This is a genomic window from Amycolatopsis regifaucium, assembly GCF_001613935.1.
Taxonomy (GTDB): Bacteria; Actinomycetota; Actinomycetes; order Mycobacteriales; family Pseudonocardiaceae; genus Amycolatopsis; species Amycolatopsis regifaucium.
The window spans coordinates 990,504-1,004,880 of the sequence record NZ_LQCI01000034.1 but is presented as its reverse complement, the minus strand read 5'-3'; the positions used below and the strand labels follow the sequence as shown (position 1 = coordinate 1,004,880).

General features: G+C 69.9%; 13 protein-coding genes. 3 read left to right on the top strand and 10 right to left on the bottom strand.

Annotated elements, in window-relative coordinates; all coding sequences use genetic code 11:
• Positions 1 to 2: 2 nt before the first annotated feature.
• On the bottom strand, positions 3 to 677 hold the full coding sequence (locus tag AVL48_RS28705) for a hypothetical protein (protein WP_061983569.1): 675 nt from the start codon (positions 675 to 677) through the stop codon (positions 3 to 5).
• Between the two features lie 272 nt (positions 678 to 949).
• On the opposite strand from AVL48_RS28705, the gene AVL48_RS28700 reads away from it, so the two are divergent.
• A complete protein-coding gene (locus tag AVL48_RS28700) occupies positions 950 to 1,558 on the top strand; it encodes an HD domain-containing protein (protein ID WP_061983568.1) in 609 nt (202 codons plus the stop codon).
• 364 nt (positions 1,559 to 1,922) lie between these two features.
• Positions 1,923 to 2,627, top strand: a complete 705-nt coding sequence (locus tag AVL48_RS28690) for an SRPBCC family protein (protein WP_061983420.1) — start codon at positions 1,923 to 1,925, stop codon at positions 2,625 to 2,627.
• Between the two features lie 3 nt (positions 2,628 to 2,630).
• Here AVL48_RS28690 and AVL48_RS28685 read toward each other — a convergent pair whose 3' ends face one another.
• The 9 genes from AVL48_RS28685 to AVL48_RS28645 all read right to left on the bottom strand — a co-directional run bounded on the left by AVL48_RS28685 (position 2,631) and on the right by AVL48_RS28645 (position 12,992).
• Positions 2,631 to 3,422 (bottom strand): hypothetical protein, encoded by a 792-nt coding sequence (locus tag AVL48_RS28685; protein WP_061983419.1) that lies wholly within the window; start codon positions 3,420 to 3,422, stop codon positions 2,631 to 2,633.
• Between the two features lie 200 nt (positions 3,423 to 3,622).
• On the bottom strand, positions 3,623 to 5,185 hold the full coding sequence (gene purH / locus AVL48_RS28680; RefSeq protein WP_061983418.1) for a bifunctional phosphoribosylaminoimidazolecarboxamide formyltransferase/IMP cyclohydrolase: 1,563 nt from the start codon (positions 5,183 to 5,185) through the stop codon (positions 3,623 to 3,625).
• Positions 5,182 to 5,799, bottom strand: coding sequence for a phosphoribosylglycinamide formyltransferase (purN, locus tag AVL48_RS28675; RefSeq protein WP_061983417.1), 618 nt, complete (start codon positions 5,797 to 5,799; stop codon positions 5,182 to 5,184). Before purN ends, purH begins: the two co-directional genes overlap by 4 nt.
• Positions 5,800 to 5,875: 76 nt before the next feature.
• On the bottom strand, positions 5,876 to 7,366 hold the full coding sequence (locus AVL48_RS28670) for a cell division protein PerM (RefSeq protein WP_143104643.1): 1,491 nt from the start codon (positions 7,364 to 7,366) through the stop codon (positions 5,876 to 5,878).
• Between the two features lie 144 nt (positions 7,367 to 7,510).
• On the bottom strand, positions 7,511 to 8,341 hold the full coding sequence (locus AVL48_RS28665) for a DUF5336 domain-containing protein (protein ID WP_061983416.1): 831 nt from the start codon (positions 8,339 to 8,341) through the stop codon (positions 7,511 to 7,513).
• A 262-nt stretch (positions 8,342 to 8,603) separates the two neighbouring features.
• Positions 8,604 to 9,491 carry a succinate--CoA ligase subunit alpha gene (gene sucD / locus AVL48_RS28660; protein ID WP_016331198.1) on the bottom strand — a complete coding sequence of 296 codons (888 nt, stop codon included), beginning with the start codon at positions 9,489 to 9,491 and terminating at the stop codon, positions 8,604 to 8,606.
• A gap of 1 nt (position 9,492) precedes the next feature.
• A complete protein-coding gene (gene sucC, locus AVL48_RS28655) occupies positions 9,493 to 10,662 on the bottom strand; it encodes an ADP-forming succinate--CoA ligase subunit beta (protein WP_061983415.1) in 1,170 nt (389 codons plus the stop codon).
• Between the two features lie 117 nt (positions 10,663 to 10,779).
• Positions 10,780 to 11,139, bottom strand: coding sequence for a hypothetical protein (locus AVL48_RS28650; protein WP_061983414.1), 360 nt, complete (start codon positions 11,137 to 11,139; stop codon positions 10,780 to 10,782).
• Positions 11,136 to 12,992, bottom strand: a complete 1,857-nt coding sequence (locus tag AVL48_RS28645) for a hypothetical protein (RefSeq protein ID WP_061983413.1) — start codon at positions 12,990 to 12,992, stop codon at positions 11,136 to 11,138. Before AVL48_RS28645 ends, AVL48_RS28650 begins: the two co-directional genes overlap by 4 nt.
• 601 nt (positions 12,993 to 13,593) lie before the next feature.
• On the opposite strand from AVL48_RS28645, the gene AVL48_RS28640 reads away from it, so the two are divergent.
• Entirely contained in the window at positions 13,594 to 14,280 is a 687-nt protein-coding gene (locus AVL48_RS28640) for a M23 family metallopeptidase (protein ID WP_061983412.1), read from the top strand.
• The last annotated feature ends 97 nt before the right edge of the window (positions 14,281 to 14,377 follow it).

Genomic DNA, 14,377 nt, shown 5'->3' with positions numbered 1-14,377 from the left:
GTTCACGCCGTCCCCCACCTGGTCGTGGGAAGGTCCGCTCGCTCTACTTCACCCTCGCCGGGGAACCGCAGCAAAGCCGACATCGGCCGGGCGGCCGCGCCCCGGCCACCGGCCCGCACCTCGACCTCGCGGGCGCGAAGATAGCCCGCCCCGTCGCCGGTGAAGCCCGTCCAGCGGGATCGGTGGCAGGTCAGTTCCACTTCGGCGCCGGGCCACGGCCCCGAAGAGAGCAGGACCGAACCACGATGGCGAGCGCGCGCGGAAAGCCGCCTCGCCACCTCGGGCCGGGCGAGCCCGGGACCGACGACCACGAGATCGAAGCCGTCGAGCAAGGCCGCGGTCACCGCCGGGAACTCGGCACCGGGACGGGGGACCAGCGCGAGCCTGCCCACCTCGACCCCGAGTTCCGCGGCGGCGACCACCCCGAGCGCGGGCAGGCCGACCGCGACCGCCCACGCACCGCCGGCGGTCGCGGCGGCGAGCAGGGTGAGCAACAGTGACGTGGACCCCAGCACCGAAACGGTGCTCCCGCGCCGGAGCCCCGCGGCGGGCAGCAGACCGGACAACGCCGGGGACACCGGGAGCACCCTTCCCGTCGTCCTCGCGTGTTCGGCCGCGGAAGCCACGCCACTGGCCGTGCTCACTCCTGGCAAAGCCGCCAGCCTCGCCAACGGCAAGGCCCGTGCCTCGACCACCTCCGCTGTCACGGACCTCGCCTCCCCACCACACCTGGACCATCCTTTATGGACGGTCTTGGGCGTACCACGGGGAAGGCGGTACTCCGAAACCTCTTACCTGGAACCTCATGCCTGGAACTTCTGCTTCGAACGCCTGTTCGATACATCCAGTACACCGGCTGCCGCGGCGGTTGTCAAGCGACGTGGGAACGATCACCGGACCTGCCACGACCGAGGCCGGAATCGCGGCGCTTTCTGTCATTCTGGACGTCATGAGTCCTTCGACCGGCTCCCCATCGGGAGCCTTGCGTCGCGCGTTGTCCGAAGCCGGGGAGCCGCCGCTGCGCCCGCTGCCGGACGAAGTCGTCGGCCTGCTGGAGAAGCTGGCCGCTCCCCCGCGACTCGCCGCGCATCTCCGTGCGGTCCACGACGTGGCCTGCTCGCTGGCCGACTGGCTGGAGAAGCAACACCCGGAGCTGCCCTTCGACCGCGAAGCGGCGCTGTTCGGCGCGGCCACGCACGACATCGGCAAGACGAGCCACCTCGAAGAGTTGTCCGGACCCGGTTCGGCCCACGAGCAGGCAGGCTACGAACTCCTCCTGTCCCAAGGGATCGATGAAGAACGCGCGCGTTTCGCCCGGACGCACGCGTCCTGGGGAGCGGACGTCGGCGTCGAGGATCTGCTCGTGAGCACCGCGGACAAGGTGTGGAAGGCGAAGCGGGTCAACGATCTCGAACAACTGCTGGTCGACCGCCTGGCCGTCGCGAGCGGACAGCCGACGTGGGAAGTCTTCATGGCGTTGGACGACGTGCTCGACCGCATCGCGGCCGCCGCCGACGGGAGGCTCGCTTTTCAGTCGCGCCATCCCGTCGCCGGCTGACCGCTCGGCCCGTTCTACACCAGGGAGCGAAGTGGAACCCGGGTCGCTTCGGCGTTCAGCCGCTCCGGTGACGTCGACGGCCAGCGACCGGTTTCGACGCGGTCCCGCAGGACCCCCGGGCCGGGCGAGGAGCCCGTGGTAGTCCACCTCCGTGTTCCCGCCTGCCTGCGTCTCCAGATCGGCCGGTGAGCACCCCAGGGAACCTGGTCGTAGACCGCCTGCACGAATTTCGTCTGCTGACGGACCCACTCGACGACCTCGGTGGCACGCGGCACGTCGCCTTTAGCGGGCTAAACGCGATCCGTTTGTCGAAACGGGCCCCGGCCAGGCGTCGCCTCTATGAAGGCAAAGAGAGAGGACAGTCATGACGAAGGAATCCGAGGTCCGCTTCGAGGGCTTCCTGCCCACCACCCCCGCCGACACCTGGGCCGCGATCACCACGGGCACGGGCGGCTGGCTCTGGCCGATCCGGTACGAGCCCCGCGACGGCGGTGCCGAATCCGGCCTCACCCCGAACGGCGGCATGGTGACCGTCTGGAAGCCGTCACGGCACTTCGTCACCTACGCCGAAGACGAGAAGGGCTGGTTCAACACCCTCGAATACGTCCTCGCACCGAAGGACGGCGGGACTCACCTGCGCTACGAGCACACCACCGTCCTCGACGACTGGGACGTCGAATACGACGCCTGCCGCCGTCACACGGACTTCTACCACCACTCGCTCGGTGAGTATCTGGCGCACTTCAACCGCCGCGAGGCGAAGTACTTCAAAGCCGACGCACCCGAAGCGTCGACGGCACCGGAGGCGTTCGAAGCGGTCCTGACGGCTGTCGGCGCGACTGCCGTAGGCGACCGGGTCCACCTCGATGTCCCTGGCGTCGAGGGTGTCGTCGACTACCTGACGTCGACGTTCCTCGGTATCCGGACCGAAAACGCGCTGTACCGCTTCTACGGTCGGAACGCCTGGGGTTGGCCTGTCGGCATAGGGCACCACCTGTTCGCCGAGGACGCCGACGCGGACAAGGCCGAGAAGGCGTGGACGGCTTGGCTGAACGACCTCTACGCGTAGCGGCTACTTGGGCAGGTTCTTCGCGAGTTCGGCACCGACGGACTTCGCCACTTCGGCGGACTCCGCGGGCGGGATCGGCGAGTTCGTGAAGAACCCCTTGTCCCAGCCCTTGTAGGTGACGACGACCACGTACACGCCCTGGAGGAACCGCAGTTCGGCGCCGCTGAAGGCGCTGTCGGTGTCCAGAGAGACGAGAACCGCCTTGTCGCCGATCCCCTGGATCTGCTGCTGGCGCTCGGACGGCGACGCCGATCCGGTGGAGGACTCCGCCGCCCGTTTCTCGGCGTCCGGTCCTTCGTGGCGATAGATCGTGGCCTGCAGGGCGCGGTCGTGGACGTTGTCGCCGTCCGGTGCCGCCCAGGAGCAGCCGTACTGCTTGGTGACGATTTCGAGCGCCTTGATCTCGTTCTCGCGGAAGCCCTGGAAGCTGGTGGTGACCGTCTTGTTCAGGACCTCCGGAGAGATCTTGCACTCGGGCGGCGGCTGCTGGGCGACCGGCGGCTTGCCGACCGACGAGTAGTACTCCGACGCGAAGATACCGCCGGGGATGCCCAGGCCGAGCAGGACGACGCCGCCCACGATCAGGCCGACGATCAGCCCGGTCTTTTTCTTCTTCGGCGGCTGCCCGTAGCCGGGCGGGCCGTATCCGGGCGGCGGGCCGTACCCGGGCCCACCTGGCTGAGGCGGGCCGTACCCACCGGGCTGCTGTCCGTAGCCCGGTTGCTGTCCGTAGCCCGGCTGGCCTCCCTGCCCATAGCCCGGTCCCTGGCCGTACCCCTGCGGCGGCTGGTGCACCGATCCTCCCCTGGCGATTCGCTTCCGTCCGTGTCGCGTTTAGCCCGCTAAAGGCGACACGCGGTCAGCATGGCACGGCGGCCGGGGGCATGGGTGCCGGGTGGCCGGCGCGCCGGGCCGAAGGCGGCGGCCTCGGCCCCTCGGGAGCGCCTTTAGCGGGCTAAACGCGTCGCGTTTAGCCCGCTAAAGGCGACTTGGCCTCAGTGCGCGAAGTGGCGCGTGCCGGTCAGGTACAGGGTGACCCCGGCGGCCTCGGCGGCGGCGATGACCTCGGCGTCGCGGATCGAACCGCCCGGCTGGACGACGGCGCGGACACCGGCCTCCAGCAGGACCTCGAGTCCGTCCGGGAACGGGAAGAACGCGTCCGAAGCGGCGACAGAGCCCTTCGCCCGGTCTCCCGCCCGCGAGACCGCGAGCCGCGAGGAGTCGACGCGGTTGACCTGACCCATGCCGACGCCGACGGTCGCGCCGTCGTTCGCCAGCAGGATCGCGTTCGACTTCACCGCGCGCAGCGAACGCCACGCGAACTCGAGGTCGGTCAGCGTCCGCTCGTCGGCGGGCGCCCCGGTCGCGAGCGTCCAGTTCGCCGGGTCGTCGCCCTCGGCGGCGATCGTGTCGACGGTCTGCACCAGCATGCCGCCGGAGATCGGCCGGAACTCGATCGGATCCGGCGAGGTGATGGCCGGCAGCTTCAGCAGTCGCACGTTCTTCTTGCGCTGCAGGATCTCCAGCGCCTCGGCGTCGAAGTCCGGCGCCAGGACGACCTCGGTGAACACCTCGGCGATCTGCTCGGCCGCCTCGCGGCTCACCGGCCGGTTGGTCGCGATCACCCCGCCGTAGGCCGAAACCGGGTCGCACGCGTGTGCCTTCCGGTGCGCCTCGGCGATGTCCTGGCCGACGGCGATCCCGCACGGGTTGGCGTGCTTGATGATCGCGACGGCCGGGGCCTCGAAGTCGTAGGCGGCGCGGCGCGCGGCGTCGGTGTCGACGTAGTTGTTGTACGACATGGCCTTGCCGTGCAGCTGTTCCGCGTGCGCGAGGCCCGGCCGCCAGTGCTTGTACAGCGCGGCCTTCTGGTGCGGGTTCTCCCCGTAACGCAGGACATCGCCGCGCTCCCAGGTCGCGCCGGTGAAGTCCGGGAAGCCGGAGTCGTCCGCGGGCGCGTAGGCGTTGGCGAACCACGCGGCGACGGCGGTGTCGTAGGCGGCCGTGTGCGCGTACGCCTGAGCGGCGAGCCGCTTGCGGTCGGCCAGTGCGAAACCGCCGTCGGCGACGCGCTCCAGTACCCACTCGTAACGAGAGGGGTCGACCACGACGGCCACGCTGTTGTGGTTCTTCGCCGCCGCGCGCACCATCGCCGGGCCACCGATGTCGATGTTCTCGACGCAGTCTTCGGGGCTCGCGCCGGAGGCGACGGTCTGCGAGAACGGGTACAGGTTGACCACGAGCAGGTCGAACGGCGCGATGTCCAGCTGCTTGAGCTGTTCGACGTGCTCCGGACGGTCACGGTCGGCGAGCAGGCCCGCGTGCACGCGAGGGTGCAGCGTCTTGACCCGGCCGTCGAGGGACTCGGGGAACCCGGTCACCTCTTCGACCGGCGTCACCGGAACTCCGGCGTTCGCGATGACCTTCGCCGTGCCACCGGTCGACACGATCTCCACACCCGCCGCGTGCAGCCCGGTGGCGAGTTCGAGCAGGCCGGCCTTGTCCGAGACGCCGATCAGCGCGCGACGGACGGGACGCTGTCCCTGTGCGGTACTCACGAAAACCTCACCTTTCGTCCCTCGACCGAGCACCCGCTCCGGCCGAGTTTTTCGATCGTTTCCACCAGGAGCCTGCGTTCCACGGCCTTGATCCGTTCGTGCAGGACGTTCTCGTCGTCATCGGGCTCCACGACCACCGACTCCTGCGCGATGATCGGCCCGGTGTCCACCCCGGCGTCGACGAAATGGACCGTCGACCCGGTGACCTTGACGGCCATCGCCAGCGCGTCGGCCACGGCGTGCGCGCCGGGGAACGACGGCAGCAACGCCGGATGCGTGTTGATGACCCGGCCGGGGAACCGCGCGAGGAATTCGGCGCCGAGGATCTTCATGAAGCCCGCGGAAACGACCAGGTCGGGCTGGTAGGCGGCGACGGCTTCGGTGATCGCCTTGTCCCACGCCGCACGGTCGGGGTGGTCGGCCATCCGCACCGCGAACGAGGGGACGCCGGCGCGTTCGGCTCGCGTGAGCGCCGCGATCCCGCGGCGGTCGGCTCCGACGGCGACCACCTTCGCCGGATAGTTCGGCTTTTCGGCGGCGTCGAGCACGGCCTGCAGCAGCGTGCCGGAACCGGACGCGAGGACGACGAGCTTCACCGGAGTGGGCAGGTCCAACCGACTAGCCAGAACGGGCTCCTTGCCACGGCGGTACGCACTCGGGCGTACGGCGCTTCACCTGGTCGCGACCACCCTAACGGTCACCGCCGGGCGCGCTTTCGTCGCCGGACCCCTCGGTGGACTCGGTCACAGCGATGTCCTGCTCAGGCTCGGCTTCGGCCTCGATCTCGGCCGGGGTCTCGTCGAGGTCCTCCCCCAGCTCGCGGGCGAGTTCCGCTTCGGCCTCGTCCTCGAATTCGTCGTCGAGCTCGGCCTCGGGTGCGAGTTCGGCTTCGTCCTCTTCGGACTCGACGGCTTGTTCGTCGGTCTCGACGGCTTGTTCGTCGGTCTCGACGGCGGCGTCGGCGTCTTCAACGAAGCCTGGCGGCTCGGGCGGCTCGTGCGCTCCGGCGAAGAAGGCGACGAACCCGCCGGGGATGACGATCCAGCAGAAGACGATCACCGACGCGACCCCGACCGGCACGCTGACCGGGTCGAACGGCCCATCACCGAGCCTGCCGCCTGCCAAGGTCCCGAGGACGACGCAGCCGAACGCGACGAACGCGCCCGCGACGACGACCGCGCGCATCCGGAGCATCGGATCCTCGTCGATCGCGCGGATCTTCCAGCCGACCAGCGCGCCGACCAGCGCGGGAAGGAGCAGCAGCGCCGGCCACCAGGCCGCGTGGTGCGACGGAATCCCCGCCAGCACCGGCACGCCGGGCAGTCGCCCTTCCTGGTAGCCGAACATGCCGACGGTCAGCGAACCGACCGAGAAACCCGGACCGGTGGTGAAGGACATCGCCGCGATGACGGCGTTCGGCAGATAGGCCACGGAAAGCACGAACTGGCCGGAACTCGCGCCGAGCCCGGGCTCCACCAAACTGTCCACAGTGGACCACGAGACCGCGGTGGCCGCGGTGAACACCGCGGCGCCGCAAGCGACCATCGCGGCGAGGCCGAACGCCCCGGTCCGCAAGCCGTGTACGGCCACCGGGTCGAACCGGTTCCGCAGCGTGGCGGGCAGCCCACACCGCTTGACCGTTCCCGCGACGGCGGCGAGTCCGGCGATGAGCCCCGGCACGCAGAAGGCGGTCAGCGGGTTCACCTGGACCGGCGATCCTCCGGCCAGCAGGGCGATGAGCACGCCGAACAGCGCGTGCGCCGCGGCGATCACCACGACCACCGGAAGCGCGTCCGACGGGGTCCGGCCGCCGATCCGGCGCACGGCCCGCGCGGCCGTCCTCGCCGTGAACCACACGACGCCGAGCGTCGGCAGCAGCGGCAGCACGCCGAGCGGATGGCCGCCGAGTTCGAGTTCCACCTGCCACGAGGCGAGCCAGCCCGGCCCCGCGGCACGCAGGGCGCCGGTGGTGGAGAAACGGGACCGATCGGCGGCGAACGCCACCGCCGCGAGGACGGTCGCGACGGCGGTGTAGGAGAAGAGCAAGGGCGCGCAGGCCGCGGCGAGCAACACCCGAACCCGCTTGGCCCTGGACACTTCCGGCTCGGGGACGAGGTCGCTCACCGGCTCTTCGCCCGGCGGGCGTTCGTCGCGGGTGAGCAGCTTCATGATCCGCACCATGACATCCGGACTGGTCCGTCCGGGTGAGGCACGCCGCCGCCAGGGGGCGCACGTGGCCCAACCCACCCGGTCGGGTAACCCGGAAAAAAAGCAGCACCCGCGGTGACACGGAGAGTCACCGCGGGTGCTTTTACGTGGGAGAGATCAGCTCTGCTGGCCGAAACCACCCGGCGGCGTACCCGGGTTCTGGCCCTGCTCCGAAGAGGAGGACGGCGGCTGCTGGAAGAACTGGCCCTGCTGCGGCGCGTAGGTCGTGGCCTGCTGGCCCGGCGGCTGCGTGACCGGCGGCTGGAACCCGCCCGGCTGCGCGAACGGACCGGACGGCTCGCCCTGCTGCCCCTGCTGACCTTGTTGACCCTGCTGGCCCGTGCCGGGGAACGGCTGGACCTGAGTGGCGGCCGGGCCCTGCTGCCCCTGCTGGCCGAACGGACCCTGCGGGCCCTGCTGCGAAAACTGCTGGCTGTAGGGACCCTGCGGCGCCTGCTGCTGCGGCTTCGCGGCGGGCACCTTGAGGACGTCGTGCTCGAACAGCAACGCGGCGATCGCGACCAGCATCTGCAGGATGCCGAGGATCAGCACGACGGTGAGGATGCCGGGGACCGACACCTCCGAACGACCGCCGCCGTAGCCGATGATCAGGTCGAGCGCGCCGAACGCGCCGATGACGCTGAACAACGCGGCGAACGGCAGCGTCTTCGGGCCACGCGGCAGCGCGTGCAAGGCCGCGAGCAGACCACTGACCAGAAGGAAGAGCGAGACCTGGCCGGCGGCGTCGGCCTCGTCGGAGAACCCGATGAAGAACTGGACGAGACCGAGGACGGTGACGGCGAGCGCGAGCAGCAGCGCCAGGTTCAGCGGCCCCGCCTGCGATGGCGCCTGCTGCTGCGGAAAGGCTCCCGAGGCGGGGTGGGACTGAGGGGGTTGCTGGCCGCCACCCTGCTGGGGGTAGCCGGGCCCACCGCTGGGATAGGACATCCGAATGCTCTCCTGTCGTTCGACCGGCACCCCGGGGCACGCGGGACTCCCGGGACAAACGAGGCGGCTGTGATGCTCGAACGCTAGCGCACACGCGGTCACCCCACGCCTCGGGCTCTGAGACGTCTGTACACCCGATCGGGTTCCGTGCGGAACCCCCTCGTCGACGCCCGGATCGCGTTTGGCCCGCTGAACGCGAACGGCGGGCCGGGCACCTGGTGAGGCGCCCGGCCCGCCGGGGAAAACGTCAGTCTCCGAAGGATCAGAGGCTGTTGTACAGCTCGCGCGCCAGGACGGCGGTCTCGCTCGGGGTCTTCCCGACCTTGACGCCGGCGGCCTCGAGGGCCTCCTTCTTGGCGGCGGCCGTGCCGGAGGAGCCGGAGACGATGGCGCCGGCGTGGCCCATGGTCTTGCCCTCGGGCGCGGTGAAGCCCGCGACGTAGCCGACGACCGGCTTCGTCACGTTGTCCTTGATGTAGGCCGCCGCGCGCTCTTCGGCGTCGCCGCCGATCTCGCCGATCATCACGATGACCTTGGTCTCGGGGTCGGCCTCGAACGCCTCGAGGGCGTCGATGTGCGTCGTGCCGATGACCGGGTCGCCGCCGATGCCGACACCGGTCGAGAAACCGATGTCACGCAGCTCGTACATCATCTGGTAGGTCAGCGTGCCCGACTTCGACACCAGGCCGATCGGGCCCGCGCCGGTGATGTCGGCCGGGATGATGCCCGCGTTCGACTTGCCGGGGCTGATCACGCCGGGGCAGTTCGGCCCGATGATGCGGGTCTTGTTGCCCGTGGCGACCGCGTGCGCCCAGAAGTAGGCCGAGTCGTGCACCGGGATGCCCTCGGTGATCACCACGGCGAGCGGGATCTCGGCGTCGATCGCCTCGATGACCGCGTCCTTGGCGAACTTCGGCGGCACGAAGATGACCGAAACGTCGGCGCCGGTCTCCTTGATGGCCTCCTCGACCGTGCCGAACACGGTGAGGTCCTTGCCCTCGATGGTGACGGTCTGGCCGGCCTTGCGGGCGTTGACGCCACCCACGATGTTCGTACCGGACTTCAGCATCTTGGTCGCGTGCTTCATGCCCTCGGAGCCGGTGAGCCCCTGGACGATGACCTTGCTGTTCTCGTTGATGAAGATCGACATCTCACGCACCTGCCGCGGCGAGCTCGGCGGCCTTGTCGGCCGCGTTGTCCATTGTGTCCACCACGGTGACCAGCGGGTGGTTCGCGTCGGCCAGGATCTGGCGACCCTCGACGACGTTGTTGCCGTCCAGCCGCACGACGAGCGGCTTGGTGGCCTCGTCGCCCAGGATCTTCAGCGCCTCGACGATGCCGTTCGCGACCGCGTCGCAAGCGGTGATGCCGCCGAAGACGTTCACGAAGACGCTCTTCACGTCGGTGTCGTTGAGGATGACGTCCAGACCGGCCGCCATGACCTCGGCCGAAGCGCCGCCGCCGATGTCGAGGAAGTTGGCGGGCTTGACGCCGCCGTGCTTCTCGCCCGCGTAGGCCACGACGTCCAAAGTGGACATCACGAGGCCCGCGCCGTTGCCGATGATGCCGACCTCGCCGTCGAGCTTGACGTAGTTGAGGTCCTTGGCCTTGGCCTTCGCCTCGAGCGGGTTCTCCGCGTCCTTGTCGACCAGGGCTTCGTGGCCCGGCTGACGGAACGAGGCGTTCTCGTCGAGGGTGACCTTGCCGTCGAGGGCGATGATCTTGTCCTGCGGGTCACGGACCAGCGGGTTGACCTCGACCAGGGTCGCGTCCTCGGAGACGAAGGTCTCCCAGAGCTTCACGACGACGTCGGCGGCTTCGTCGATGACCTTCTCCGGGAACTTGCCCGCGGTCAGGATCTCGACGGCCTTCGCCTTGTCGACACCGGTGATCGCGTCGACCGGGATCTTCGCGAGCGCTTCGGGACGCTCGACGGCCAGCTGCTCGATCTCCACGCCGCCTTCGGCCGAAGCCATCGCGAGGAAGGTGCGGTTCGCACGGTCCAGCAGGAAGGAGAAGTAGTACTCCTCGGCGATGTCCGAGGCTTCGGCCACCAGCACGCGACGCGTGATGTGGCCCTTGATGTCCAGACCGAGGATCGCCTCGGCCTTCTCCGCGGCCTCATCCGGCGTCTGGGCCAGCTTGACGCCGCCGGCCTTACCGCGACCGCCGGTCTTGACCTGCGCCTTGATGACGACCTGGTTGCCGATCTTCTCGGCGGTGGCCTTGGCTTCTTCGGGGGTGTTTGCCACGGCACCCGGCAGAACCGGTACTCCGTGGGCGGCGAAGAGATCCCTCGCCTGGTACTCGTAGAGGTCCACTACTCCAGTCTCCTGACGACACGCCACTGTGGTGGTCCGTTTCCGAACCGCGCTGTCGGACCAGTCGAGGTTAGCGACCTGCGCAGAAGCAGGGGACTCCGCACCTGGTGAAGTCGGTCACCGTCTGCGGTCAGACGGTGTTTCCACGGTGTGAGACCGCACACCGGAAACCCAGTTCGCGGCCTCTTCCAGGGTTTCGAAGGCGTTGTCGAACCGGCTGGGCCCGTTACCGACCGCGAAGAGGAGAACGTCCGGGAGCGCTTCGGCGAGCCCCTCCGGCTCACTCGCGCCTCGTACGACCCCGAGGATGTCCGGATCCTCCTGCTCGGCCGTCCGGACCACCTGCTCGGTGGTGTCGAGACGCCCGGAGTAGACGACCTCGACCCCGTCGTCGCGCATCAGTCTCCCGAGCGCGACAGCCGAATCGTCGTCGACGCCGAACTCGGCCAGCACGACGCGGAGAAGACGTCGCGTCATTCAGACCGCCTCGAACCCGTGACGGCCATCCCGGCCGCGGCGAGGGAGACGACGGCGGCGCTCAGCGCGAGCCAGAACCCGGCACCCGCCGACGCCCCCTCGTACTCCGAACCGACAAGCGGCAACTCCGCCGCGCGCAGGCCGAGTACCAGCGCGGCACCGGACAACGCCGACGCGGCCGCGACCGGACGCGAGCGCACGACCAGGGCGTACAGGCCGAGCACGACCGCGAGCGCGCCGAGCAGGCCCCACGACGCCGCGCCGAAGTCCGACCACAGCCCAGGCGCGGTGTAGCCGGGCGCGGTGAACACGGGCGTGCCGAACGCGGCGATCGCCAGCACCGCCGCCGCGACGACCGGGGTGAGCACGGTGCCGTTCGCCGGCGTGCCGTCCATCCCGGCGTCGTCTTCGGCGGTGGCGTCGTTGTCGTCACGCTCCACGACCCCGGTGACCACGGCGGCGAGCGCGGCCACCGCCGCCAGTACGAGCGCGATGAACGTCCACGTGACCCCCGGGCCCGCCGAGAAGCCGACCTTGTCCGGCAGCGGGAGATCGACACCGAACTGCGCCGGGTCGACCGCCTTGTCCTCGGTCACGGACAGGGCCGCGCTCAGCACGGCCGCACCCGCGAGGACGACACCTGACCAAGTCGCCGCGACTACTCCCCTGGCGAACGCCGAGAGCCTGGGCACGAAGACGAACAGCCCCGGAACGGCGAGCGCGGCGGCGGCGCCGAGCAAGAGCCAGCGCGACGGCGTCTCCGGCACGGGCGTCGCACCGTTGGCCTTCAGCACCGAGGTCAGCGCGCCCGCGACCGCGGCCCCGGCGGCGAGCAGCGCCAGTCCGCCGGTGGCCAGGCGCCACCAGAACAGTCCGGGCAGCTTGGCTTCTCCCGCCAGGTCCCCGGTCGCCGACTCACCGCCCTCCGCGACGTCGAACCGCGTGAAGGCCAGTCCCAGCAACGCCAGGCCCGCGATGGCCACCACCACCGAACCCGGCGCGACCGAAAGCCTGTCCACGACCAGCCCCGCGACCACCGGCGGCACGCCGACCGCGAGGACGGCCAGCGCCGCGCCGGCGAACCCGCCCTTGCCGACCCCGGCCGAGGGCGAGCTCACCGCCACGAGCACGGTGAACGGGAGCACGGCCGCGAGCAGCAGGTACCCGGCCATCGCGACCGTCGGCGCTTCGAAAGCGTTCTTCGCCAGGAGATACGCGTTGCCCGAGCTGAGCGGCGGCAACAGCAAACCGATCCCACCGGCCACCGCGAGCACGGGCCCGAGCAACCGCCAGCGACGCTGACCGTCGAGCGCTCCCGCCAGTTCCGACTCGTCGCGGGCGGTTCCCGCGGCGAACACCCCGGCGGCGAGGGTCAGCAGGTGACCCGCCACCAGCGCCCACAGCCCGAGGCCGGCCTGAGGCATCGCGAGCAGGCGATCGGCGAGGAACAGTTCCGGACGCGAGGCGAGCGATCCGTCCGCGAGCAACTGCAGGTCCAGCAGCAGCCGTCCGGGCGCGAGCGCGGTCAGGCCGAGCACCAGCCCGGCCGCGAGTCCAGGACGTCCCGTCGCCACGGCGTAAAGAACGGCCGCCGCGGGAGCCAACGCCAGCACGACAAGCAACGGTCCGGCGGTGAACCCGGGTGAGCCGTCCCGCACGACGGGGATCAGCGCGCCGGCCGCCAGCGCGACCGCACCGGCCGAGACCAGTCCCGCCGACAGCCCGAGCGCTCGCGGACGGGCGCCCGGTTCGTTCCGGAGAAGTTCGGCGGACACGGTCCCGGGGGCGGCCTGCCCGGCGGATTCCGCAGGTTCTGCGGATTCCTCACCAGGCTGCCGTGAGCGCGAAGTCATCGACGGCGACGCTAGCAAGCCAGATCCGCACGGGCGCGACAGCAGGTCGTGGTTGCAGGTCACAGAAGCAGGTCGTGGCAGCAGGTCACAGTGAACCTGAGTGGACTTACAGCGGATAAACCTCCTCCAACATCACAGGGCAACCGGTTATTTCCCTCGTTCGCCTCCTTCCGGACCTCGCGGTACCCCCGAATGGCCGCATGAACCTGTAACGCAAGTCACAAGGTTACGAGTAAACCTGCTCTAACTTTGGGTAATCTTCACTGGACAGGGGCCAGATCGTCTTCGCCCGTTCGGCCGAGGAGGCCGTCAGATCTTGCTGTTGGGGGTACCGCTTCGTTACTGTTCCCGCGTCCCCATTACAGTCAGATCACGAATGAGAGCACCGAACGAACCACCCCCGAGGTCGTTCACCGGGTTCCCCCGCCCGGGCTCTTGATCAGACTCCCCGAACATGGAAGGCCCCGTCTTGGCTTCACACCGCTCCCCCGGCGGCCAAGCTCCTTCCCCGGCGCTCGAGAACGCACTGGATGGTGCGGTCGTCCGCGTCCGGGGCTCGCACCGCCTGTCACCCCCGTCCTCGGCTCTTCGCGGCCGTGTCGTGGTCGCGGCCGTCGCTGCCGGCGCCTTCGCGGCCGCCGCTGCCGGGCAGACCCTGAAGTCCGTTTCGGAATCCTCCGACGCCGCCGTCACCCCGCTGGCCAGCACCCAGGACGCGAGCGCTTCGTTCGCCCTCGGTGGCGGAGCCGGTGGTGGCGCCCCCGAGCTGCTCCCGACCAGCCAGGCGACGAACGCCTCGGCCGAGGCCCAGAAGCTCTCGGAGAACAACAGCATCACCCAGGCCCGCGTCAAGCGTGAGGCCGAAGCGGCCCGCAAGGCGGAGGAAGAGGCCAAGCGGCCGAAGACCTGCATGCCGGCCAAGGGCACCTTTACCTCGGGCTTCGGTGCCCGGTGGGGCACGAGCCACCTCGGCATCGACATCGCGGCCCCGATCGGCACCCCGATCGTCGCGGCCTCCGACGGCACGGTCATCGAGGCGGGCCCCGCCAGCGGTTTCGGCCTCTGGGTCAAGGTCCAGCTCGCCGACGGCACGATCCACGTCTACGGCCACATGAACTCGTTCTCCGTCCGCGAAGGCCAGAAGGTCAAGTGCGGCGAGGAGATCGCGGAGGTCGGCAACCGCGGCCAGAGCACCGGCCCGCACCTGCACTTCGAGGTGTGGCAGAACGGCACGAAGAAGATCGACCCGCGCCCGTGGCTCGCCGCCCGCGGCGTCAATGTCGGCTGATCGAGCCGCTTTTTCCCTTGCTACACCGGTAATCTCGCCTGCGACAGCGGCGCGCCGGGCAATGACGCTCTGGCGCGCCTCCACGACCTCGGCTGTA